Origin of the sequence: Micromonospora sp. NPDC018662 (genome assembly GCF_044391475.1) — a bacterium.
Lineage (GTDB): Bacteria > Actinomycetota > Actinomycetes > Mycobacteriales > Micromonosporaceae > Micromonospora.
On record NZ_JBISAC010000006.1, the window covers coordinates 129,952 to 155,441 of the forward strand.

Sequence of the window (25,490 nt, forward strand, 5' to 3'; positions counted from 1 at the left end):
CCCTCCCTGCGGCCGGCCGGGTCACGAGTCGGATCCTTCGAGCGCCATCCGGACGAGCCCGGCGACGTCGAGGTCGTGGATCTCGGCCGCCGGCACGTCCGGGGCCGGGTCGGCGGCCGGCGCGGCGGTGTCGTGGCCGAGGCGCAGCAGCTCGTCGAGCAGGCCGGCCTGGCGCAGCCGGTCCAGTGGGATCGCCGCGAGCACCCGCCGGACCGTCTCCTCGTCGGCGCCGCCGGCCGGCTCGTCGCCGCCGGGGAACAGCTCGTCGTCGAGGTACGCGGCCAGCCCGGCCGGGGTCGGGTAGTCGAACACCACAGTGGTGGGCAGTTCGCGCCCGGTCGCGGCGGTGAGCAGGTTGCGCAGCTCCACCGCGGTCAGCGAGTCGAAGCCGAGGTCGAGGAAGCCCCGCTCCGGCTCGACCGCGTCGACCGAGGGGTGGCCGAGCACCTTCGCCGCGTCGGTGCGTACCAGGTCCAGCAGCGCGTCCCGGCGGTCGTCGGCGGTCAGCGCGCGCAGCTCGGCGAGCCGGTCCCGGCCCGCCAGCCCGGTCGTCGTCGCTGGCGGCGGCTCGGCGGCGGCGGTGGCGAGTGCCCGCACGGCCGGCAGGTCGGCCAGCAGCGGGCTGGGCCGCAGCGCGGTGAACAGCGGGTGGAACGTGGCCCAGTCGACGTCGGCGACAGTGACGCAGGTGTCGTCGGCGGCGAGCGCGTGCCGCAGCCCGGCCATCGCCGGTTCGGGCGGCAGCACCCGCAGGCCACGGCGGCGCAGTTGCTCCGGCGCGTCGTCGTCGAACATGCCGGACTCGGTCCACGGCCCCCAGGCCACCGACGTGGCGGGCAGGCCGCGGGCCCGGCGCCGCTCGGCGAGCGCGTCCAGCGCGGCGTTGCCGGCCGCGTACCCGCCCTGCCCGCCGCTGCCCCAGGTTGCGGCGATCGAGGAGAAGAGCACGAACGCGTCCAGCTCGACGCCGTCGAGCAGCTCGTCGAGCAGCTCCGCGCCGGCCAGTTTCGGCCCGATGACGTACGCCAGGTCCTCCAGCGTGGTCTCGGCCAGCGGCACCACCTCGCTGACGCCGGCGGCGTGCACCACCGCGCGCAGCGGCGGCCCGTCGGCGCGCAGCTCGGCGATCAGCGCGGTCATGGCGGTGCGGTCGGCGGCGTCGGCGCGGGCGACCCGGCAGTCGACGCCGGACGCGGCCAGCTCGGCCAGCAGCTCGGCCGCGCCCGGCGTGTCGACGCCGCGCCGGCTGGTCAGCACGATGCGTTCGGCGCCGGCGTCGGCCACCCAGCGGGCCACGTGCCCGCCGAGCGCGCCGGTGCCGCCGGTGATCAGGACCGTGCCGCGCGGCTGCCACGGCGTGCGCTCCCCGTCGGTGGCGGCGGGGGCGAGCCGCCGGGCGTACGTCGCGTCGCCGCGTACCGCGAGCTGGTCCTCGGTGGTGGTGGTCAGCAGCGTGGCGAGCCGGCGGGCGGTCTCGTCGTCCCCGGTGGCGGGCAGGTCGACCAGGCCGGCCCAGCGGGCGGGCTGTTCCAGCGCGGCGACCCGGCCGAGGCCCCACAGCGCCGCCTGCCGGGGGCTGGGCGGGGCGTCGCCGACGTCGACCGCGCCCCGGGTGGCGCACCAGAGCCGGGCCGGCGCGTCCAGGTCGCCGAGCGCCTGGAGCAGTGCGACGGTGGCGGCCAGGCCGCGCGGCAGCGTCGGGTGCTCGGCGTGCGGCGTCTCGTCCAGCCCGAGCAGGGACAGGATGCGGGCCGGCCCGTCGGCGGTCGCGGCGGCGACCAGGTCGGTCAGCCGGGCGGCCAGCTCGTCGGCGTCGGCGGCGGTGTCCACCGGTGCGGTGGTGGCCGCCGGGCCGAGCGCGCCGGCCAGCGCCACCAGGTCCGGTTCGGCGGCCCGGTCGGCGGGCAGCAGCACCAGCCAGCGGCCCGGTCCGTCCGGCGCGGGCCCGCCGGTGGCGTGGGCCGGCTCCCAGCGCACCCGGTAGCGGCTGCCGTCCACCACTGACCGTTCCCGGCCGCGTCGCCGCCACGCCGACAGTGCCGGCAGCACCGCCTCGAACGGCTGGTCCGGGGCCACGTCCAGCTCGGTGAGCAGGCCGTCCAGGTCCTCGGCCTCGACGGCCGCCCAGAACCGGCGTTCCACGGCGGTGTCCTCGGCGGGCGGCGCGGTCAGCCAGGCCGGCGGCTGCGGCCAGTAGCGCTGCCTGTCGAACACGTGGGTGGGCAGGTCGGCCGGTTGCGGGTCGGCGTCGGCGTAGAGCGCGGGCCAGTCCACGTCGACGCCGTGCACGTGCAGCGCGGCGACCGCGCGCAGCAGGGTGAGCGGTTCCGGCCGGTCCCGGCGCAGCGTGGGCAGCACCGGCGGGACCGGCCCGTGGGCGGCCAGCACGCCCTGGGCCGGCGCGGTGAGCACCGTGTCCGGGCCGACCTCGAGGTACGCGGTGCAGCCGTGCGCGCGCAGCGCGGTGACCGCGTCGGCGAAGCGGACGGTGTCGCGGGCGTGCCGGGCCCAGTAGCCGGGCGCGCCGATCGCCGCCGCGTCGACCGGCGCGCCGGTGACGGTGGAGATCAGCGGCACGGTCGGCGGGTGGTGCGGCAGCCGGGCGGCGAGCGCGGCCAACTCGTCGAGCACCGGTTCCATCAGCGGGCTGTGGAACGCGTGGCTGACGGTGAGCCGCCGGGTGCGTACCCCTCGGGCGGTCCAGTCGGCGGCGGCCCGGTCGACGGCGTCGGTGGGGCCGGCGACCACGACGGCGGCGGGGCCGTTGACCGCGGCGAGCGCGAGCCCGTCGGCGAGCGTGGCGCGGACGTCGTCCTCGCTCGCGGCGACCGCGAGCATGGCGCCGCCGGCGGGCAGCGCCTGCATGAGCCGACCGCGGGTGGCGACCAGTTCGGCGGCGTCGGCCAGGGTGAGCACGCCGGCGGCGTGGGCGGCGGCGAACTCGCCGATGGAGTGCCCGGCCACCGCGTCCGGGCGCAGGCCCCACGCGGTGAGCAGCCGGAACAGCGCCACCTCGACGGCGAACAGGGCCGGCTGGGTGAACTCGGTGCGGTCCAGCAACGCCGCCTCGTCGCTGCCGGGGTCGGCGTCGAGCAGCGGGCGCAACGGCCGGGACAGGTGCGGGTCGAGCGCGGCGCACGCCTCGGTCAGCGCGGAGGCGAACACCGGGTACGCGGCGGCCAGGTCCCGGCCCATGCCGGGGCGTTGCGCGCCCTGCCCGGAGAACAGGTACGCCACCCGGGGCCGACTGGTCACCGCGCCGGTGACCAGCGCGGGCGAGTCGTCGCCGGTGGCCAGCGCGCGCAGCCCGGCGCGCAGCGCCCGGCGGTCGGTGGCGAGCACCACCGCGCGGTGGTCCAGCGCGGCCCGGGACACCGCCGCGGACCAGCCGACGTCGACCAGCGGCGGCGCGGTCGGCCCGGCGAGCCGGTCGGCCCACGGCGTGGCCTGCGCGGCCAGCGACGCGGCGGTACGCGCGGACAGCAGCACCGGCACCACCGGCGGCTCCGCCGGCTCCCCGGTCGGCACCGGCGGCTCGGGGGCCTGTTCCAGGATGGTGTGCGCGTTGGTGCCGCTGATCCCGAACGAGGAGACGGCGGCGCGGCGCGGCCGGCCGGTGAGCGGCCAGGGCCGCCCCTCGGTCAGCAGGTCCACCGAGCCGGTCGTCCAGTCCACCTGGTCGCTGGGCGCGTCGACGTGCAGCGTCGGCGGCAGGTAGCCGTGGCGCAGCGCGAGGATCATCTTGATCACGCCGGCGACGCCGGCGGCGGCCTGGGTGTGGCCGATGTTCGACTTGATCGAGCCGAGCAGCAGCGGCCGGTCCTCCGGCCGGCCCTGCCCGTACGTGGCGAGCAGCGCCTGCGCCTCGATCGGGTCGCCGAGCCGGGTGCCGGTGCCGTGCGCCTCGACCGCGTCCACGTCGCCCGCGTCGAGCCGGGCGTTGGCCAGCGCCGCGCGGATGACCCGCTGCTGGGCCGGCCCGTTGGGAGCGGTGAGGCCGTTGGACGCGCCGTCCTGGTTGACCGCGCTGCCCCGGACCACGGCGAGCACCGGGTGGCCGTTGCGGCGGGCGTCGCTGAGCCGCTCGACGAGCAGCACGCCGACGCCCTCACCCCAGCTCGTGCCGTCGGCGCCGGCGGCGAACGCCTTGACCCGGCTGTCCGGGGACAGTCCGCGTTGCCGGCTGAAGCCGACGAACACCCCGGGGGTGGACATCACGGTGACGCCGGCGACCAGGGCCAGCGAACACTCGGCGGCGCGGAGCGCCTGGCCGGCCCAGTGCAGCGCGACGAGCGAGGAGGAGCAGGCGGTGTCGACGGACACGGCCGGCCCTTCCAGCCCGAGCGTGTACGACACCCGGCCGGAGAGCACGCTGCCGGCGTTGCCGGTCATCAGGTGCCCCTCGGCGCCCTCGGCGGTGAGCATGAGGTTGCGGTAGTCCTGGTAGTTGGTGCCGACGAAGACGCCGGTGGGGGTGCCGCGCAGCGTCCGGGGGTCGATGCCGGCGCGTTCGATCGCCTCCCACGAGGTCTCCAGCAGCAGCCGCTGCTGCGGGTCCATGGCGAGCGCCTCGCGCGGGCTGATGCCGAAGAAGCCCGGGTCGAAGTCGGCGACGTCGGGCAGGAAGCCGCCCTGGCGGGCGTAGCTGGTGCCCTCGACGGCGGGGTCGGTGTCGAAGAGCCGGTCGAGGTCCCAGCCCCGGTCGGTGGGGAAGTCACCGATGGCGTCGCCGCCGGCGGCGAGCAGTTGCCACAGCCGTTCCGGGTCGTCCGCGCCGCCGGGGAAGCGGCAGCTCATCGCCACCACGGCCAGCGGCTCGTCGGGGGTGGCCACGGCGGCCGGCCCGTCGACCGGCGCGCCCGCGCCGGTGAGCAGCTCGTCGAGGTGCCCGGCCAGCACCGCCGGGTTCGGGTAGTCGAACGCGAGCGTGGCGGGCAACCGCAGCTCGGTGGCGGTGGCGAGCAGGTTGCGCAGGTCCACCGCGGTCAGCGAGTCGAGGCCGAGGTCGCGGAACGGGCGGGTGACGGGCACGTCGTCGGCGGCGCCGTAGCCGAGCGCGGTCGCGGCGCACTGGCGGACCAGGTCGCGCAACGTCTCGGTGCGCTCGGCGGCGGTCCGACCGGCGAGCTGCCGGGCCAGCGCCGAGCCGGGCTGGTCGGCCGGTTCGGGCGTGGTCGGCGTCTCGGCGGGGCGCAGCGCGTCCCGGACCTCGGGCAGGTCGCCGAGCAGCGGGCTGGGCCGGACCAGCGCGAACGCGGGCGCGAAACGACCCCAGTCGACGTCGGCGACGACCACTGTGGGTTCGTCGCGGCCCAGCGCCCGGGCCAGCGCGGCGACGGCGAGGTCCGGGTCCATGGCGACCATGCCGCCGCGCCGCAGCCGCTGCTGGGCGCGTTCGTTGTCGGCGGGCAGGCCGGCGCCGGCCCAGGCGCCCCAGGCCACCGAGAGCGCCGGCAGCCCGTCGGCGCGGCGTCGGTGGGCGAGCGCGTCGAGGTGGGCGTTGGCCGCGCCGTACGCGCCCTGGCCGGCGTTGCCGGTGGTGCCGGCGACGGAGGAGAAGAGCACGAACGCGTCCAGCTCGTGGTCTCGGGTGAGCGCGTCGAGGTGGTCGGCGGCGGCGCTCTTCGGCGCGGCGACGGTGTGCAGGCGGGCCGGGGTGACGGTGTCTACGATGCCGTCGTCGAGCACGGCGGCGGTGTGCAGCACGGCCCGCAGCGGCGCGTCGTCGGGCAGGTCGGCGAGGAGCGCGGCGAGCTGGTCGCGGTCGGTGACGTCGCAGCGGGCCACGGTGACGCGTACCCCGAGGTCGGTCAGCTCGGCGGCGAGGTCGCCGGCGCCGGGTGCGTCGGGGCCGCGGCGGCTGGCCAGCAGCACGTGCGCGGCGCCGGCGCGGGCGGCCCAGCGGGCCAGGTGCCCGCCGAGGCCGCCGGTGCCGCCGGTGACCAGCACGGTGTCGCGGAACCGGATCGTGTCGTCGGCGAGGTCGATGGTCCGGGTGAGCCGGCGGGCGTGGGCGCCGGTGTGGCGGACGGCGATCTGGTCCTCGACGCCGTCGGCGCCGAGCACCGCGCCGAGGAGCGCGGCGGTGGTGGCGTCGAGCTGGTCGGGCAGGTCGACCAGGCCGCGCCAGCGGGCCGGGTGTTCCAGCGCGACGGCCCGGCCGAGGCCCCAGACGGCGGCGGCGGCCGGGTCGGGGGCGGGATCGGTGTCGCCGGTGGTGACGGCGCGGCGGGTGGCGCACCAGAGCGGTGCCTCGACGCCGAGCGCGCCGAGCGCCTGGACCAGGTGGGCGGTGCCGGCGACCCCGAGTGTGGTGGCCGGGTGCGCGGGGTGGGGACGCCCGTCGAGCCCGAGCAGGGAGAGCACGGCGGCGGGCCCGTCGGCGGGCAGCGCGGCGCGCAGCCGGTCGGCGAGCGCGGCCGGGTCGTCGGCCGGGTCGACCGGCACGGGTACGGCTTCGGCGCCGACGTTGCCGAGCGCGCCGAGCACGCCGGTGACGAGCGGGTCGTCGGCCAGGTCGGCGGGTACCGGGACCAGCCAGGCGCCGGTGAGCCGGGTCAGCGGCAGGTCGGGCAGCGGGGTCCAGGTGACGCGGTAGTGCCAGCGGTCGGGGTCGGGTTCGTCGTCGCGTTCGGTGACGAAGCGCGGCGGGGCGGGCCAGTACCGCTGGTGGTCGAACGCGTAGGTGGGCAGCGCGACGGTGTTCGTTCCGGCGAGGACCGTGGTCAGGTCGACCGGCAGGCCGATGCTGTACGCGGTCGCCAGGTTGGTCAGCAGCCGGGTCGGGTCGTCCTCACCGCGGCGCAATGTCGACAGCGTATGCCCGGCCGTGCCGGTGTCGTCAAGGATCGCGGTGACCGGCATGGTCAGCACCGGATGCGGGCTGATCTCCACGAACGTGCTGTGCCCCGCCTCGACCGCCGTCCGCACCGCCGCGTCGAAGCGGACCGTGCGGCGCAGGTTGTCGTACCAGTAGTCAGCCGTCATCGTCGCCGGATCCACCCAGTCCCCGGTCAACGTGGACACCAGCCGGGTGTGACCGACCTGCGGCGTCACACCCGCCAGGTCGGCACGCAACTGCTGCGCGACCTCCTCCACGGCGGCGGAGTGCGAGGCGTAGTCCACCGGGATCAGCCGGGCCCGGATCCCGTCGGCCTGACACGACTCCACCAGGTCGGCGACCGCCTGCGGCGGACCGGAGACCACCACGGTCGCCGGGCCGTTGATCGCCGCGATTCCCACGCCCGCGAACCGTGATCGGTTCGCGGCCGGACCGGTGTCGCCGACGGACGCCGTCGCGCTGCCCGCCAGCCGCGCGGTGACGTCGTCGGCCGACAGGTCGACCGACGCCATCGTGCCGGTGCCGCGCAGCACCGACAGGGCACGTGACCGCAACGCCACCGTCTTCGCGGCGTCGTCCAGGGACAGGATCCCGGCGACGCACGCCGCGCCGATCTCCCCCTGTGAGTGCCCGATCACCGCCTGCGGCGTGACCCCGACGTGCCGCCACACCGCGGCGAGGGCGATACCGACGGCCCACAGGACCGGCTGCACCACCTCGACCCGGTCCAACCACGACTCGTCGTCGCCGGTCAGCACCGACACCAGGTCCACGTCCAGGTACGGCGCCAACGCCGCCTGACACTCGGCCAACGCGGCGTCGAACACCGGCGTCCGACCCACCAGACCGGAAGCCATCCGCGCCGACTGCGCACCCTGACCCGGGAACACGAACACCGGACCGGCGGGCCGCTCGGCCGTGCCGGTCACGACCGCCGTCGACGGCGTGCCCGCCGCGAGCGCGTCCAGGCCGGACAGCAACTCGTCGACCGACGCCCCGACCACGGCGGCCCGCTGGTCGAACGCCGACCGGGTGGTGGCCAACGACCAGGCCACCGCGGCCGGCTCGGCCGGGTGGGCGCGCAGGTGGGCGGCCAGCCGCGCGGCCTGCCCGGCGAGCCCGCCCCGAGTACGGGCGGAGACCGGCCAGGTGGTGACGTCGGCGGCGAGCAGCCCCGGGGCGGGGACGGGGGCGGTCGGCGCGGGCGCTTCCGGCGCCTGTTCCACGATGACGTGCGCGTTGGTGCCGGAGATGCCGAACGAGGAGACCGCCGCCCGGCGCGGACGGTCGCGCTCCGGCCACGGCCGCGCCGACGTCACCAGTTCCAGCGCGCCGGACGACCAGTCGATGTGCGGGGACGGCGCGTCCACGTGCAGCGTCGCCGGCACCAGGCCGTGCCGGATGGCCAGCACCACCTTGATCACCCCGGCCACCCCCGCGGCGGCCTGGGCGTGCCCGATGTTCGACTTCACCGAGCCGAGCAGCGCCGGCCCGGCGTCGCCCCGGTCCTGCCCGTACGTGGCGAGCAGCGCCTGCGCCTCGATCGGGTCACCGAGGTTGGTGCCGGTGCCGTGCGCCTCGATGACGTCCACGTCGGCGGTGGCCAGCCGGGCCGCGGTGAGCGCCTGGCTGATCACGCGCTGCTGGGCGGGCCCGTTCGGGGCGGTCAGGCCGTTGGACGCGCCGTCCTGGTTGACCGCGCTGCCGCGCAGCACGGCGAGCACCGGGTGGCCGTTGCGGCGGGCGTCGGAGAGCCGCTCCACCAGCAGCCAGCCGACGCCCTCGGAGAACCCGGCGCCGTCGGCGGCGGCGGCGAAGGAGCGGCACCGCCCGTCCGGGGACAACGCGCGTTGCCGGCTCGACCCGATGTAGAGGCCGGGCGTGGCCATCACGGTGACGCCGCCGGCGAGCGCCAGCTCGCACTCCCCCGCCCGCAGCGCCTGGGCGGCCAGGTGCAACGCGACCAGCGACGAGGAGCAGGCGGTGTCGATGGAGACGGCCGGGCCCTCCAGGCCGAGCGTGTACGACACCCGGCCGGAGGCGACAGCCGCCGCCCCGCCGGTCATCGAGTGGCCCTCGTCGCCGTCGGGCGACATCATCAGCAGCGTGCCGTAGTCCTGCCCGTTGGTGCCGACGAACACCCCGGTGCGGCTGCCGCGCAGCGTGGCGGGGTCGATGCCGGCGGACTCGACGGCCTCCCACGCGGTCTCCAGCAGCAGCCGCTGCTGCGGGTCCATGGTGAGCGCCTCGCGGGGGCTGATGCCGAAGAACGCGGCGTCGAAGTCCCCGGCCCCGTCCAGGAAACCGCCCTCGCGGGCGTACGAGGTGCCGGGGTGGTCGGGGTCGGGATGGTAGAGCCGGTCCAGGTCCCAGCCCCGGTCGTCGGGGAACGGGGCGACCGCGTCCCGACCCTCGGCCAGCAGCTCCCACAGGTCCTGCGGGTCGCGTACGCCGCCGGGCAGCCGGCAGCTCATTGCGACGATCGCCACCGGCTCCAGTTCCTGGGACTGGGCCTCGCTGAGCCGGCGGCGGGTGTCGTGCAGGTCCGCCATGACCCGCTTGAGGTAGTCGCGGAGCTTGTCTTCATTGGCCATCGGGGTGCCGCTTCCTCGCAGGGGACGGGAGTGAGCCGGTGCGGGTCAGGACAGACCGAGGTCGCGGTCCACCATGGCGAACAGCTCGTCGTCGCTGGCGTCGCCGAGATGCCGGCCCAGGTCGTCGCCGCCTCCGCCCTGGCCGAGCCGGGTGAGCATGGCCTGGAGGCGGACGGTGGCCCGGACCCGGGCGGCCTCGTCGCGGGCCACCACGTCGAGCCCGTCGGCGATCCGGTCGAGGTCGTCGAGCAGCGCGGTCGGGGTGACCACGTCGTCCTGGGCCACCTCGGCGTACAGGTACTCGGCCAGCGTGGTCGGCGTCGGGTAGTCGAAGACCAGGGTGACCGGCAGCGCCACCCCGGTCGCCAGGCCGAGCCGGTTGCGCAGCTCGACCGCGGTGACCGAGTCGAAGCCCAGCTCGCGGAACGCCCGGTGCTCGTCCACCGACTCCCCGGACGGGTAGTTGAGCACGGCCGCGACCTGGCCGCGGACCAGTGCGAGCAGCACCGCCATCCGGTCGCCGGCGGGCAGCCCGGCGAGCCGGTCGCGCAGCGACTCCGGGCCGTCGGGCACCTCGCCGCCGGTGGTCCGCTCGACCGTGCGCAGCCGGCGTACGTCCGGCAGGTCGCTGATCAGCGGGCCGGGACGGGTGGCGGTGAACGCGACGGAGAACCGTTCCCAGGCGATGTCGGCGACGGTGAGGAACGCCTCGCCGTGGTCGACGGCCTGGTGCAGCGCGGCGATCGCGGCCTCCGGCGGCATCTCGGGTACGCCGTGCCGGTGCAGCAGCTCGCCGAACGGGCCGTCGGCCATGCCGCCGCCGGCCCAGGCACCCCAGGCGATGGACGTGCCGGGCAGGCCGAGGCCGCGCCGGTGCTGGGCGAGCGCGTCGAGGAAGGCGTTGCTCGGGGCGTAGTTGCCGACGCCGGAGCTGCCCACCGAGCCGGCGAACGAGGAGAACAGCACGAACGCGCCGAGGTCGAGGTCGAGCGTCAGTTCGTGCAGGTGGTACGCGACGTCCACCTTGGCTGCGAGAACCCGCTCGATCTGGTCGATGCGCAGCTCGTTGATCAGGGCGTCGTCGAGCACCGCGCTGGCGTGCACCACGGCCTTCAGCGGCCGGTCGGCGGGGATGGCGTCGATCAGCGCGGCCAGCGCGTCCCGGTCGGCGGCGTCGCAGGTGACCACGCTGGCGGTGGCGCCGAGCGCGGTGAGGTCGGCGACGAGTTCGGCGGCGCCGGGGGCGTCCATGCCGCGTCGGCTGGCCACGATGATGTTCTCCACCCCGCTGCGGGCGAGCCAGCGGGCGGCGTGCCCGCCGAGCGCGCCGGTGCCGCCGGTGACCAGCGCGGTGCCGGCGGGCTGCCACGGGTGCGCGGGCCGGCTGTCGCCGAGCGGGACGCGGGTGAGCCGTCGGCCGAGCAGTCCGCCGGGGCGTACCGCGATCTGGTCCTCCTCGCCGGCGGCGGTGAGCGCCGCGACCAGCAGGCCGGCGCTGCGCTCGTCGACCGCCTCCGGCAGGTCGACGAGTCCGCCCCAACGCTGCGGGTGTTCCAGCGCGGCGACCCGGCCGAAGCCCCAGATCATCGCCTGGCCCGGCGAGCGGAGCAGTTCGGCGCGGCCGACCGAGACGGCGCCGGAGGTGACCGCCCACATCGGGGCGGCCAGGCCGATGTCGCCGAGTGCCTGGACCAGCGCGACGGTGGCGGCGAAGCCGCCGGGCACTGACGGGTGCATCGGGTGCACCAGCTCGTCGAACGCGAGCAGGGACACCACGCCGGTCACCTCGGTGAGCGTGCCGTCCGCACCGGTGGTGAGCGCCTCGCGCAGCAGCTTGCCGAGCAGGTCCCGGTCGATGTCGGTGGTGCTGACCGGCAGCGGGACGACGGTGGCGCCGGCGGCGGCGAACGCCTCGACGCACGCCTCCTGCCAGGGCTCGACGATGTCGCCGGTGGGCAGCACGACCAGCCAGGTGCCGGCCATGCCGCGGTTGGTGATGCCGGTGAGCGGCTTCCAGGTGTCCTGGTAGCGCCAGCTGTCGATGTCGGACTGGCGGCGCTGCTGCCGCCGCCAGCGGTGCAGCACCGGCAGTGCGGGGGCGAGCGCGTCGAGCGCCTGCTGGGCGGGGGTGTCGTCGCCGGCGAGCACGTCGGCGAGGCCGGGCAGGTCGCCGCGTTCGACGGCGGCCCAGAAGCCGCTGTCGTCCGGGCCGGTGTGGTCGGCCGCCTGGTCCTCCCGGTCCGGGCCGCCGCTGCCGTCGAGCCAGAGCCGCTGGTGGTCGAAGGCGTAGGTGGGCAGCGCGACGGTGTCCATCTCGGCCAGCACGATGGTCAGGTCGACCGGCAGACCGATGCTGTACGCGGTCGCCAGGTTCGTCAACAGGCGCGTCGGGTCGTCCTCACCCCGACGCAACGTCGACAGCGTGTGCCCGGCCGTGCCGGTGTCGTCCAGGATCGCGGTCACCGGCATGGTCAGCACCGGATGCGGGCTTATTTCCACGAACGTCGTGTGTCCCGCCTCGACCGCCGTCCGCACCGCCGCGTCGAAGCGGACCGTGCGGCGCAGGTTGTCGTACCAGTAGTCAGCCGTCATCGTCGCCGGATCCACCCAGTCCCCGGTCAACGTGGACACCAGCCGGGTGTGACCCGCCTGCGGCGTCACGTCCGCCAGGTCGGCACGCAACTGCTGGGCGACCTCCTCCACGGCGGCGGAGTGCGAGGCGTAGTCCACCGGGATCAGCCGGGCGCGGATGCCGTCGGCCTGACACGACTCCACCAGGTCGGCGACCGCCTGCGGCGGGCCGGAGACCACCACGGTCGCCGGGCCGTTGACCGCCGCCACCCCGACACCGTCGAAGCCGGACAGCCGGGCCGTCACCTCGTCGGCCGACAGGTCGACCGACGCCATCGTCCCGGTGCCGCGCAACGCGGACAGCGCCCGCGACCGCAACGCGACCGTCTTGGCCGCGTCGTCCAGCGACAGGATCCCCGCCACGCACGCCGCGCCGATCTCGCCCTGCGAATGGCCGATCACCGCGTCGGGCGTCACGCCGGCCGCGCGCCAGACGGCGGCGAGCGCGACGCCGACCGCCCACAGCACCGGCTGCACCACCTCCACCCGGTCCAACCACGACTCGTCGTCGCCGGTCAGCACCGACCCGAGGTCGACGTCCAGGTGGGGCGTCAGCGCGGCCTGGCACTCGGCCAGCGCGGTGTCGAAGACCGGGCATCGGCCGACCAGGCCGGCGGCCATCCGGGCGGACTGGGCGCCCTGACCGGGGAAGACGAAGACCGGGCCGGCGCCGGCGGCGGACGCCGTACCGGTGACCAGGTTGCCGGCCGGCAGGCCGGCGGCGAGCGCGTCCAGGCCGGCGAGCAGGTCGGCGGGGTCCGCGCCGACGACGACGGCGCGCTGGTCGAGCGTGGACCGGGTGGTCGCGAGGGACCAGGCCACCGCGGCCGGGTCGGCCGGCTGCGCGCGCAGGTGGGCGGCCAGCCGGGCGGCCTGCCCGGCGAGCGCGCCCCGGGTCCGGGCCGAGACCGGCCAGGCGGTGGGGCCGGCGGCGAACAGGCCGCTCGGGCGCGGCGCGGAGGTGTCGTCGGCGGGCTCGGCGGCGGTCGGGCGGTACTCCTCGACGATGACGTGGGCGTTGGTGCCGCTCACCCCGAACGAGGAGACACCGCCGCGGCGGGGCCGGCCCAGCTCCGGCCACTGCCGGTTCTCGGTGATCAGCTCCACCGCGCCGGCGTCCCAGTCGACGTGCGGGGACGGCGCGTCCACGTGCAGCGTCGCCGGCAGCGTGCCGTGCCGCAGCGCCATCACCATCTTGACCAGCCCGGCCACGCCGGCGGCACTCTGCGTGTGGCCGATGTTCGACTTCACCGAGCCCAGCCAGAGCGGCCGGTCGGCGGGCCGGTCCTGCCCGTACGTGGCCAGCAGCGCCTGCGCCTCGATCGGGTCGCCGAGCGTGGTGCCGGTGCCGTGCGCCTCGACCAGGTCGACGTCGGCCGCGCCGAGCCGGGCGTCGGCCAGCGCGGCCCGGATCACCCGCTGCTGGGAGGGGCCGTTCGGGGCGGTCAGGCCGTTGGACGCGCCGTCCTGGTTGAGCGCGCTGCCACGGATCACGGCGAGGATCGGGTGGCCGTTGCGTTCGGCGTCGGCGAGCCGCTCCACCACGACCACGCCGCCGCCCTCGCCCCAGCCGGTGCCGTCGGCGCCGGCCGCGAACGCGCGGCACCGCCCGTCGACGGACATGCCGCGCTGGCGGGAGAAGACGATGAACACGCCCGGGGTGGCCATCACCGTGACGCCGCCGGCGATCGCCAGGTCGCACTCGCCGCGGCGCAGCGCCTGGCCGGCCAGGTGCAGCGCGACGAGCGACGACGAGCAGGCGGTGTCGACAGTGACGGCGGGGCCGTTGAGGCCGAGCGTGAACGAGATCCGGCCGGAGGCGACGCTCGTGGTGTTGCCAGTGCCGAGGTACATGTCCACGCCGTCCGGCACGTACGGCAGGCCCATCCCGTAGTTGGACGTGCTCAGCCCGACGAAGACACCGGTCTGGCTGCCGCGCAGCGACAGCGGGTCGATGCCGGCCCGTTCGATCGCCTCCCACGACGTCTCCAGCAGCAGCCGCTGCTGCGGGTCCATGGCGAGCGCCTCGCGGGGCGAGATGCCGAACAGGGCCGGGTCGAAGTCGCCGGCACGGTCGAGGAAGCCACCGACCCGGGTGTAGCTCTTGCCGGGCTTGTCCGGGTCGGGGTCGTACAGCCCGTCGAGGTCCCAGCCGCGGTCGTCGGGGAACTCGGTGAGCGCGTCGCGGCCGTCGGCGACCAGGTCCCACAGTTCCTCCGGGGACCGGACGCCGCCGGGGAACCGGCAGCTCATCGACACGATGGCGAGCGGTTCGGTGTCCCGCGCCTCGACGGTCTGCAGCTTGCGCTTCGTGTCGTGCAGGTCGGCGGTCACCCGCTTGAGGAAGTACCGCAGCTTGTCGTCGTCGCTCATCGCGTCCCTGCCTCGATCCGCGGTTCGGTCATGTCAGGAGATTCCAAACTCTTTGCTGATGAAGTCGAAGATCTCGTCGTCGCTGGCCGCGTCGAGATCGGGTCGCTCCGGTTCGTCGGCCGGGCCGGCGAGGTCGGTGGCCTTGGCGAGCAGGTCACGCATCCGGGTGGCGAACCGGTCCCGGGTCGCCGGGTCGAGCGCCAGCGTGGTGAGCAGCGACTCGACCGCGTCGATGCCCTGGAACAGCGGCTGGGTGGAGGGCGCGGCGTCGGCGGCGATCTCGCCGGCCAGCTTCTCGGCGAGGGCGTGCGGCGTCGGGTAGTCGAAGACCAGCGTGGCGGGCAACCGCAGCCCGGACAGCGTGTTGAGCCGGTTGCGCAGGTCGACAGCGGTCAGCGAGTCGAAGCCCAGGTCGGTGAAGAGGCGGCCCGGGTCGACGGCTTCCGGCCCGGCGTGGCCGAGCACGGCGGCCACGTTCGCCCGGACCACGTCGAGCAGCACCTTGCGCCGCTCCGGGTCGGCCAGGCCGGCGAGCCGCTGGGTGAGCGGCACGCCGCCGGTGCCGGCGCCGCCGGCGTCGACCGAGCGCCGCAGCGGCACCCGGACCAGGCCGCGCAGCAGCGGCGCGAGCACGCCGGCCTCGGCCTGGCCGCGCAGCGCCGCCACGTCCAACCGCATCGGTACGACGGCGGCGGTGTCCAGCCGCCAGGCGGCGTCGAACAGGTGCAGTGCCTGCTCGGTGGCCAGCCCGGCGGCGCCCTGCTCGGCCATCCGCCGCACGTCGGCGTCGGCGAGGTGGCCGGTCATGCCGCTGGCCTGTTCCCAGAGGCCCCAGGCCAGCGAGATACCGGGCAGCCCCTGGGCCCGCCGGTGCGCGGCGAGCGCGTCGAGGAACGCGTTGGCCGCGCCGTAGTTGGCCTGGCCGGCGCTGCCGAGCGTGGCGGCGGCGGAGGAGAACAGCACGAACGCGCCGAGGTCGCGGCCGGCGGCGAGCCGGTGCAGGTGCCACGCCGCGTCGATCTTGGGGATGCCGACCGCGTCGATCCGGTCCGGGGTGAGCGATTCCAGCACGCCGTCGTCGAGCACCCCGGCGGCGTGCACCACGGCGGTGAGCGGGTGCGCGGCGGGGATGCCGTCGAGCAGCGCGGCGAGCGCGTCCGGGTCGGCTGCGTCGCAGGCGGCGACCGTGACCTCCGTGCCGGCCCCGGCCAGCTCGGCGACCAGGTCGTCGATGCCGTCGGCGGTCGCGCCGCGCCGCCCGGCGAGCAGCAGGTGCCGCATGCCGTGGGTGGTGGCGAGGTGCCGGGCCAGCAGCCGGCCCAGCACGCCGGTGCCGCCGGTGATCAGCACGGTGCCGTCCGGGTCGACGCCGCCGGGCCGGGGCTCCAGCCCGGCCGGTACGCGGGCCAGGCGCGGGGCGCGTACCTGGCCGGCGTGCACGGCCAGCTGCGGTTCGCCGGTGCCGATCGCGGCGGCGAGCAGCGCGGCGCCGGCCGGGTCGGCGTCCAGGTCGACGAGCTGGATCCGGTCGGGGTGTTCGAGCTGGGCGGTGCGGACGAGTCCCCAGGCGGGGGCCGACCGCAGATCGACCTCGGCCGGGTCACCGGTGGCCACGGCGCCACGGGTGACCAGCACCAGCCGGGTGTCGGCGAACCGGTCGTCGGCGAGCCAGGACTGAAGGGTGCCGAGCAGGCGGTGGGTGGTGGCGCGGGCCTGCGTGGCCAGCTCGGGGCCGGCGCCGTCCCCGGCGCCGCCGACCGGCACGATCAGCGTCTCGGGGGCGGGTTCCCCACCGGCGAGCAGCTCGGCGAAGGATTCCGGGGCGAGGTCGGGGCGGACCCGGGCGCCGGCCGCCTCGGCGGCGGCGTTGAGCGCCAGGTCGTCGCCGAGCACCACCCATCCGGTGGCAGCCGGCGACGGTCCGGCGGTCACCGGCAGCACCGGCCAGTCCACCTGGAACAGTGACTCGTGGCGGCCGGAGCGGGCCGCGCCGAGCGCGTCGCCGGTGACCCGGCGCATGATCAGCGAATCGGCGTGCAGGACCGGGGCGCCGGTGGCGTCGGCGACCTGGAACGTGACGCCGACGTCGCCGGCCGCCGCGACGCGGACCCGCAGCGCGGTGGCCCCGGCGGCGAGCAGCGTGACGCCGGTCCAGGCGAACGGCAGCCGGGGCGCGGTGGCGTCGGCGCCGTCGCCCATCCGGCCGAGGAAGCCGCCGATGGACATGGCCTGGAGTGCGCCGTCGAGCAGCGCCGGGTGCAGCCCGAACCGGCCGGCCTCGGCGTGGTGGTCGGCGGGGAGCGCCACCTCGGCGAAGACCTCGTCGCCTCGGGTCCAGGCGGCGCGCAGGCCCCGGAAGACCGGGCCGTAGCCGAAGACGGTCGACTCGATGCCGGCGTAGAAGGAGTCGGAGGCGACCGCTGTGGCGCCGGGCGGCGGCCACACGCCGAGGTCGAACGCGGGCGGTTCGGCGCCGCGCGGGGCGAGCAGGCCGGTGGCGTGGCAGGTCCAGGCCACGTCCGCGAGGATCTCGTCGGACCCGTCCCGGTACGGGCGGGAGTGCAGTTGCACCGGGCGGTGGCCGGTCTCGTCGCGCTCGCCGACGGTGAGCTGGATCTGGAGCGACCCGAGTTCCGGCAGGACGAGCGGGGCGAGCAGGGTGAGTTCCTCGACCACCGGGGCGCCGGCCTGCTCGCCGGCGTGCGCGGCCAGCTCGACGAAGGCGGTGCCGGGCAGCAGGATCGCGTTCATGACGCGGTGCTCGCCGAGCCACGGGTGGGTCCGCACGGAGAGCCGGCCGGTGAAGACCAGCCGTTCGCTGTCGGGGAACGTGACGGCGGCGCTGAGCAGCGGGTGCCCGGCGTCCTGGAGGCCGGCGGAGGCGACGTCCTGGGCCCGGTGGGCGGGCGGGTCGAGCCAGAACCGCTGCTGCTCGAACGCGTAGGTGGGCAGCGCGACGGTGTCCGACTCGGCGAGCACGATGGTCAGGTCGACGGGCAGGCCGACGCTGTGCGCGGTGGCCAGGTTGGTCAGCAGCCGGGTCGGGTCGTCCTCGCCCCGGCGCAATGTCGACAGCGTGTGCCCGGCGGTGCCGAGGTCGTCCAGGATCGCCGTGACCGGCATCGTCAGCACCGGATGCGGGCTGATCTCCACGAAGGTGCTGTGCCCCGCCTCGACCGCCGTGCGCACCGCCGCGTCGAAGCGGACCGTCTGCCGCAGGTTGTCGTACCAGTAGTCCGCCGTCATGGTGGCCGGGTCCACCCAGTCCCCCGTCAACGTGGACACCAGACGGGTGTGACCCGCCTGCGGCGTCACGTCCGCGAGGTCGGTACGCAGTTGCTGCGCCACCTCCTCCACGGCGGCGGAGTGCGACGCGTAGTCCACCGGGATCAACCGGGCCCGGATCCCGTCGGCCTGGCACGCTGCCACCAGTTCCGCGACCGCCTGCGGCGGACCCGACACCACCACGGTCGCCGGGCCGTTGACGGCCGCGATCCCCACGCCGGGGAACGGACCTTCGTCCGGCGTGACGCCGTCGCCCGGGGCCGCTCCCGCCAGTCGCGCGGTGACCTCGTCGGCGGACAGGTCGACCGACGCCATCGTCCCGGTGCCGCGCAGCACCGACAGCGCTCGCGACCGCAACGCCACCGTCTTCGCGGCATCGTCCAGGGACAGGATCCCCGCCACGCAGGCGGCGCCGATCTCACCCTGCGAGTGACCGATCACCGCCTGCGGGTTGACACCCACGTGCCGCCACACCGCCGCCAGGGCGATGCCGACGGCCCACAGGACCGGCTGCACCACCTCCACCCGCTCCAACCACGACTCGTCGTCACCGGTCAGCACCGACACCAGGTCGACATCGAGGTAAGGAGAGAGGGCCACCTGGCACTCGGACAACGCCGCGTCGAACGGCGCACACCGGCCCACCAGGCCCGCCGCCATCCGCGCCGACTGCGCGCCCTGACCCGGGAACACGAACACCGGACCGGCGGTGGCGAAGGCCGTGCCGGTGACCAGGTGCGGTGACGGCGCCCCGGCGGCGAGCGCGTCCAGGCCGGACAGCAGCTCCTCGACCGACGAGCCGACCACGGCGGCCCGCTGGTCGAACGCCGACCGGGTGGTGGCCAGCGACCAGGCCACCGGGGCGGCGTCCACGTCGCCGTGCGCGCGGACGTGGTCGGCCAGGCGGGTGGCCTGCCCGGCCAGTGCGGTACGGGACCGGGCGGAGACCGTCCACACCGTTGCGGCGGTGTCCAGCAGCCCGGCGCCGGTGGCGGCCGGGGCGGTCGGTTCGTCGCCCTGTTCCACGATGACGTGCGCGTTGGTGCCGGAGATGCCGAACGACGACACCGCCGCCCGGCGCGGGCGGTCGCCCGCCGGCCAGGGCCGTGCCTCGGTGGCCAACTCCACCGCGCCGGCGTCCCAGTCGATGTGCGGGGACGGCTCGTCCACGTGCAGCGTGCGGGGCACGGTGCCGTGCCGCATGGCCTGCACCATCTTGATCACACCGGCGACGCCGGCGGCGGCCTGGGCGTGGCCGATGTTCGACTTGATCGAGCCGAGCAGCAGCGGCCGGCCGTCGGGACGGTCCTGCCCGTACGTGGCGAGCAGCGCCTGCGCCTCGATCGGGTCACCCAGCGTGGTGCCGGTGCCGTGCGCCTCCACCACGTCCACGTCGGCCGGGGACAGCCGGGCCGCGGCCAGCGCCGCCCGGATGACCCGCTGCTGCGACGGCCCGTTCGGGGCGGTCAGCCCGTTGGACGCGCCGTCGGAGTTGACCGCGCTGCCGCGCACGATCGCGAGCACGTGCCGGCCCTGCCGGCGGGCGTCGGAGAGGCGTTGCACCAGCAGCAGGCCGACGCCCTCGGCCCAGCCGGTGCCGTCGGCGGACGCGGCGAACGACTTGCACCGGCCGTCGGCGGCCAGGCCGCGCTGGCGGGAGAACTCCACGAACGCGGTCGGGGTGGCCATCACGATGACACCGCCGGCGAGCGCCATGTCGCACTCGCCGCGGCGCAGCGCCTGCCCGGCCCAGTGCAGCGCGACCAGCGAGGACGAGCAGGCGGTGTCGAGCGAGACCGCCGGTCCCTCCAGCCCGTACGTGTAGGCGACCCGGCCGGAGATGACGCTGCTGGTCATGCCGGTGAGCGCGTACCCGGAGGTCTCCTCCGGCGCGAACGCGAGCAGCGAGCCGTAGTCCTGGCCGCTGGTGCCGACGAACACGCCGGTGCTGCTGCCGCGTACCCCGGTGGGGTCGATGCCGGCCGACTCGAACGTCTCCCAGGTGGTCTCCAGCAGCAGCCGCTGCTGCGGGTCCATGGCGAGCGCCTCGCGCGGGCTGATGCCGAAGAAGCCGGGGTCGAAGCGGTCCACGTCGGCGAGGAAGCCACCGCCACGGGCGTAGAACGTGCCGGCGGCGTCCGGGTCGGGACTGTAGAGCGTGTCCAGGTCCCAGCCCCGGTCGCCGGGCAGGTCGGTGATCGCGTCGACGCCGTCGGCGACGAGCCGCCACAGGTCGTCCGGGGTGGACACGCCGCCGGGCAGCCGGCAGGCCATGCCGATGATGGCCAGCGGCTCGTCGTCGCCGACGGTGACCGGGGCGGCCGTCGGCCGGGCCGGGACGGGGACGCCGGCGATCTCGGTGTCCAGGTGGGCGGCGAGTTCCTGCGGGCTCGGGTAGTCGAAGACCAGGGTGGCGGGCAGCCGCAGGCCGAACGCGTTGCCGAGCCGGTTGCGCATCTCGACGGCGGTGAGCGAGTCGAAGCCGAGGTCGCTGAACGCGCGGCGCGGGTCGACGGCGGCCGGGTCGGGGTAGCCGAGAACGGCGGCGGCCTGCCCCCGGACGATCTCCAGCAGCGCGGCCCGCCGGTCGGCGTCGGCGAGCGCGGCGAGCTGCTGCACCAGCGACGCCCCGGTGGCCGGCGCGGCGGCGGCGCCCCGGCCGGCGCGGATCAGCGCCCGGTACAGCGGCGGGACGGCGCCGGCGAACTGGGCCCGCATGGCGGCCAGGTCGAGGCGGGCCGGCACCAGCGCGGCGGCCGGGACGCGGCAGGCGGCGTCGAAGAGCGCCAGCCCCTCCTCCGCCTCCATCGCGGACACGCCGGAGCGGGAGATGCGGTTGAGGTGGACGTCGTCCAGTTCGGTGGTCATGCCGCTGCGGTCGGCCCAGAGGCCCCAGGCCAGGGTGAGCGCGGCGAGGCCACGGGCGCGGCGGTGGTGGGCCAGCCCGTCGAGGAACGCGTTGGCGGCGGCGTAGTTGCCCTGGCCCGGCCCACCGGCGGTGGCGGCGAGCGAGGAGTACGAGACGAACGCGGTGAGGTCGAGGTCGGCGGTCAGCTCGTGCAGGTGCCAGGCGGCGTCGACCTTGGGGCGCAGCACGCCGTCCACCCGGTCCGGGGTGAGCGAGGAGATGACGCCGTCGTCGCGTACCCCGGCGGCGTGGACCACTGCGGTGAGCGGGTGGTCGGCGGGGAGGTCGGCGAGCAGCGCGGCGACCGCGTCGCGGTCGGCGACGTCGCAGGCGGCGACCGTGACGGTGGCGCCGAGCGCGGCCAGCTCGTCGCAGAGTTCCGGGATACCGGCGGCGTCCCGGCCGCGCCGGCTGGTGAGCACCAGGTGCCGCACGCCGTGCCGGGTCACCAGGTGCCGGCTCATGAGCTGGCCGAGCGTGCCGGTGGCGCCGGTGATCAGCACCGTCCCGTCGGCGTCGAACGCCGGGTCGGCCGGCTCGGCGGGCGCGGGTACCCGGGCGAGCCGGGCGCCGGCCGCGACACCGGCGCGGATGGCGAGCTGCGGTTCGTCGGTGTCCAGCGCCGGCACCAGCGCGGCGGCGGCGGTCGCCGGATCGTCCACGTCGACCAGCACGAACCGGCCCGGGTTCTCCGACTGGGCGGAGCGCACCAGGCCGATGACGGCGGCGCCGGCCAGGTCGGTGAGGTCGGCGTCCGGGTCGGTGGCGACCGCGCCGCGGGTGAGCACGACCAGCCGGGTGGCCTCGTAGCGGTCGTCGGCGAGGAACCGCTGGAGCACGTCGAGCGCCCGGTGGGTCACCTCGGCCACCCAACGCGGCACGTCGCGCTCGCCGCGCGGGTCGAGGAACGACGCCACGAGCACCGCGGGCGCGTCGCCGCCGTCGTCCAACGCGCCGGTCAGGGCCGCGAGATCCGGGTACGCGGTGACGGCCGTCCCGGTGGCGGCCACCGCATCGGCGAGCGCGGCGTCGGTGTCGAGCACCGCCCACGTGCCGGCGGCCGGTCCGGTGGGCAGCGGGAGCGGGGTCCAGTCGATCCGGTACAGCGACTCGGGTCCGCTGCCGCCGGCGGTGCGGAGCTGGTCGGCGGTGACCGGCCGCAGGACCAGCGAGCCGACCGAGGCGATCGGGGCGCCGTCGACGCCGGCGAGGAGCAGCGAGACGCTGTCCGGGCCGGTGTGCCGGACCCGGACCCGGGCGGCGGCGGCGCCGGCGGCGTGCAGCGCGATGTCGTTCCAGGAGAACGGCAGCCGGCCGTGGCCGGGGGGCAGGCCGGGGCCGGTCGACGCACCGGCGGCGCTGGTGAGGCCGAGCGTGTGCAGCGCGGCGTCGAGCAGCGCCGGGTGCACGCCGTAGCCGCCGGCCTCGGCGGCCGGCGTCTCGGGCAGGGTCAGGTCGGCGAAGAGGTCGTCGCCGCGCCGCCAGGCGGCCCGCAGCGCGATGAACGAGGGACCGTAGTCGTAGCCCTGCGCGGCGAGGTGCGGGTACAGGTCGCCGGTGGGCACCTCGGTGGCGTCCGGCGGCGGCCAGGCGGCCAGGTCGGACCAGCCGGGTACACCGGGTTGCGCCGGCCGGTCGGCGAGGACGCCGCTGGCGTTGCGGGTCCAGGCGCGGTGGTCCCCGTCGGCGGGTTCGCGGTCGGTCTGCTCGTCGCCGGGCCGCTGGTCGTCGGGCGCGGAGTGCAGCGACACGGACCGGCAGCCGGTCTCGTCGGCCGGGCCGATCCAGAGCTGGATGTCGACGCCGCCGGTCTCGGGCAGGATGAGCGGCGCTTCGAGGGTCAGTTCGCGGACGTGGTCGGCGCCGACGTGCGCGCCGGCCTGGAGCGCGAGTTCCACGAAGCCGGTGCCGGGCAGCAGCACGGTGTCGAACACGACGTGGTCGGCGATCCACGGGTGGGTACGCCGGGACAGCCGGCCGGTGAACAGGAAGCCCTCGGCGTGGGCGACGCCGACGGCGGCGCCGAGCAGCGGGTGCCGGGCGGGGCGCAGGCCGACCGCGGTGACGTCGCCGGTCCAGCCGCCGCCGGCCTCCGGCCAGTAGCGCTGGTGCTGGAACGCGTAGGTGGGCAGGTCGACGCGGGTGGCGCCGGTGTCGGTGAACCAGGGCGTCCAGTCGACGCGGACGCCGTGCACGTGCAGTTCGGCCAGCCCGGCCAGCAGCGCGCCGGTCTCGTCCCGGTCGCGGCGCTGCACGCCGGTGGCGACCACGGTCTCGTCGTCCGGCAGGATCTCCGCCGTCAGCGCGGTCAGCACGCTCTGCGGGCCGATCTCCAGGAACGTGTCCACCCCGGCCGCGCGCAGGGCGGCCACGCCGTCGGCGAACCGGACCGCCTCCCGGACGTGCCGCACCCAGTACTCCGGGCCGGTGATCTCGTCCCCGGCCAGCGCGCCGGTCACGTTGGACACGACCGGCAGCGTCGGGGCGGCGAAGCTCAACCCGTCGAGGACCGCGCGGAACTCGGCCAGCATCGGCTCCATCAGCGGGCTGTGGAACGCATGCGACACCGCCAACCGGCGCACCCGGACGCCCCGGTCCCGCCAGGTTCGCTCGATCTCGTCCAGCGCGTCGACCGGCCCGGACAGCACCACCGAGGACGGCCCGTTGACCGCCGCGATCCCCACGTCCGCGCGGTCCGCGACCGACGCGGCCACCTCGGACTCGGACGCCGCCACCGCCAGCATCCCGCCGCCGGCCGGCAACGCCTGCATCAACCGACCCCGCGCCGCGACCAGCGCACACGCGTCCGGCAGGGACAGCACGCCCGCGACGTGAGCGGCGGTCACCTCACCGATCGAGTGCCCGCCCACGAAGTCCGGGGTCACCCCGAACGACTCCACCAGCCGGAACAACGCCACCTCGACCGCGAACAGACCGGCCTGGGTGAACTGCGTCTGATCCAGCAGATCACCATCGCCGAACAGCACCGGCTTCAACGGCTGCGGCAGCAGCGGATCAAGCTGCGCGCACACCTCGTCCAACGCGGCGGCGAACACCGGGAACGCCTCGGACAACTCCCGACCCATGCCGGCACGCTGCGCACCCTGCCCGGAGAACAGCACCGCCAGGCCCTGCCGGTCGGTGGCCGCGCCGGTCGACGTGGTCGCCGTCGGCGTCCCGGCCGCGAGTGCCCGCAGGCCGGCGAGCAGGTCGTCGCGATCGGTGGCGGCCAGCACGGCCCGCCGGTCCAGCGCCGCCCGGCTGGTGGTCGACGAGAACGCCACGTCGAGCGCTGTCGACGCCGGGTCGGCGGCCAGCCGCGCGGCCCAGCGGCCGGCCTGGTCGGCGAGCGCGGCGTCGTCGCGGGCGGACACCAGCACCGGTACGACCGGGCGGATGCGTGCCGGCGCGTCGTCGGCCGGGGCGGGCTCGTCCGGCGGCGCCTGTTCGAGGATGGTGTGCGCGTTGGTGCCGGACACGCCGAACGAGGAGATCGCCGAGCGGCGGGGCCGGTCCACCGCCGGCCACGGGGTGGCCTCGGTGACCAGCTCGACCGCGCCGGTGTCCCAGTCGACCTGCGGCGTCGGTGCGTCCACGTGCAGCGTGGGCGGGACGAGCCCGTGCCGCATCGCCTGCACCATCTTGATCACCCCGGCGACGCCGGCCGCGGCCTGCGTGTGCCCGAGGTTCGACTTGACGGAGCCGAGCAGCAGCGGCGCGGCGTCGCCCCGGTCCTGCCCGTACGTGGCCAGCAGCGCCTGCGCCTCGATCGGGTCACCGAGCCGGGTGCCGGTGCCGTGCGCCTCCACCACGTCCACGCCGCCGGCGGCGAGCCCGGCGTTGGCCAGGGCCTGCTGGATCACCCGCTGCTGGGACGGGCCGTTCGGGGCGCTCAGCCCGTTCGAGGCCCCGTCCTGGTTCACCGCGCTGCCGCGCAGCACGGCGAGGATCGGGTGGCCGTTGCGGCGGGCGTCGGAGACGCGTTCCAGCAGCAGCACGCCGACGCCCTCGGACCAGCCGGTGCCGTCGGCGGCGGCGGCGAACGCCTTGCACCGGCCGTCGGCGGCCAGCCCGCGCTGGCGGGAGAACTCGACGAACGCGCCCGGCGTACACATGGCGGTGACGCCGGCGACGACGGCGAGCGTGCACTCCCGCTGCCGCAGCGCCTGCCCGGCCAGGTGCATCGCCACCAGCGACGACGAGCAGGCGGTGTCGACGGTGACCGCGGGCCCTTCCAGGCCGAACGTGTAGGCGATCCGGCCGGACACCACGCTGCCGGCGTTGCCGGTCATCAGGTGCCCCTCCAGGCCCTGCGCGGCGGCGGTCATCAGCACCGTGCCGTAGTCCTGGCCGGTGCTGCCGGCGAACACGCCGGTACGGCTGCCGCGCAGCGTGTGCGGGTCGATCCCGGCCCGCTCGAAGACCTCCCAGGTGGTCTCCAGCAGCCACCGCTGCTGCGGGTCCATGGCGAGCGCCTCGCGCGGCGAGATGGCGAAGAAGCCGCTGTCGAAGTCGGCGAGGTCGGTGACGAAGCCGCCGTGGCGCGCGTACGAGGTGCCGGCGTCCTCGGGGTCGCCGGCGTGCAGCGCGTCGAGGTCCCAACCCCGGTCGGTGGGGAACTCGGTCATCACGTCCCGGCCGGACGCCACCACCTCCCAGAGCTGTTCCGGGGTACGGATGCCGCCGGGGAAGCGGCAGCTCATGCCGACGATCGCGACCGGCTCCTGCTCGCCGGCCTCCACCTCGCGCAGCCGCTGCCGCACCTGGTGCAGGTCGGCGGTGACCCGCTTGAGGTAGTCGAGAAGCTTCGCCTCGTCAGCCATGGTCCGCCCATTCCCTGTGTTGCCCCGAGCCGGCA

The 25,490-nt window shown here is 76.2% G+C and carries 3 protein-coding genes; all 3 read right to left on the reverse strand.

Translation table 11 applies throughout. The features are described 5' to 3' along the window. Positions 1-21 precede the first annotated feature (21 nt). Genes ACH495_RS19380 through ACH495_RS19390 form a run of 3 tightly spaced genes read right to left on the reverse strand, consistent with a single transcriptional unit; the run spans position 22 to position 25,455 of the window. Positions 22-9,435 carry a type I polyketide synthase gene (locus tag ACH495_RS19380; RefSeq protein WP_396859119.1) on the reverse strand — a complete coding sequence of 3,138 codons (9,414 nt, stop codon included), beginning with the start codon at positions 9,433-9,435 and terminating at the stop codon, positions 22-24. Positions 9,436-9,480: 45 nt separating this feature from the next. After that, positions 9,481-14,439 (reverse strand): type I polyketide synthase, encoded by a 4,959-nt coding sequence (locus tag ACH495_RS19385; protein WP_396859120.1) that lies wholly within the window; start codon positions 14,437-14,439, stop codon positions 9,481-9,483. A 33-nt stretch (positions 14,440-14,472) separates the two neighbouring features. Next, the gene (locus ACH495_RS19390; protein ID WP_396859121.1) at positions 14,473-25,455 is read right to left on the reverse strand and encodes an SDR family NAD(P)-dependent oxidoreductase; all 10,983 of its coding nucleotides are present in this window, start codon (positions 25,453-25,455) and stop codon (positions 14,473-14,475) included. Positions 25,456-25,490 lie beyond the last annotated feature (35 nt).

Bases quoted from the DNA above. Each gene is read 5' to 3' on its own strand.
- ACH495_RS19380 (WP_396859119.1), bottom strand. From the start codon at position 9,435: ATGGCCAATGAAGACAAGCTCCGCGACTACCTCAAGCGGGTCATGGCG.
- ACH495_RS19385 (WP_396859120.1), bottom strand. From the start codon at position 14,439: ATGAGCGACGACGACAAGCTGCGGTACTTCCTCAAGCGGGTGACCGCC.
- ACH495_RS19390 (WP_396859121.1), bottom strand. From the start codon at position 25,455: ATGGCTGACGAGGCGAAGCTTCTCGACTACCTCAAGCGGGTCACCGCC.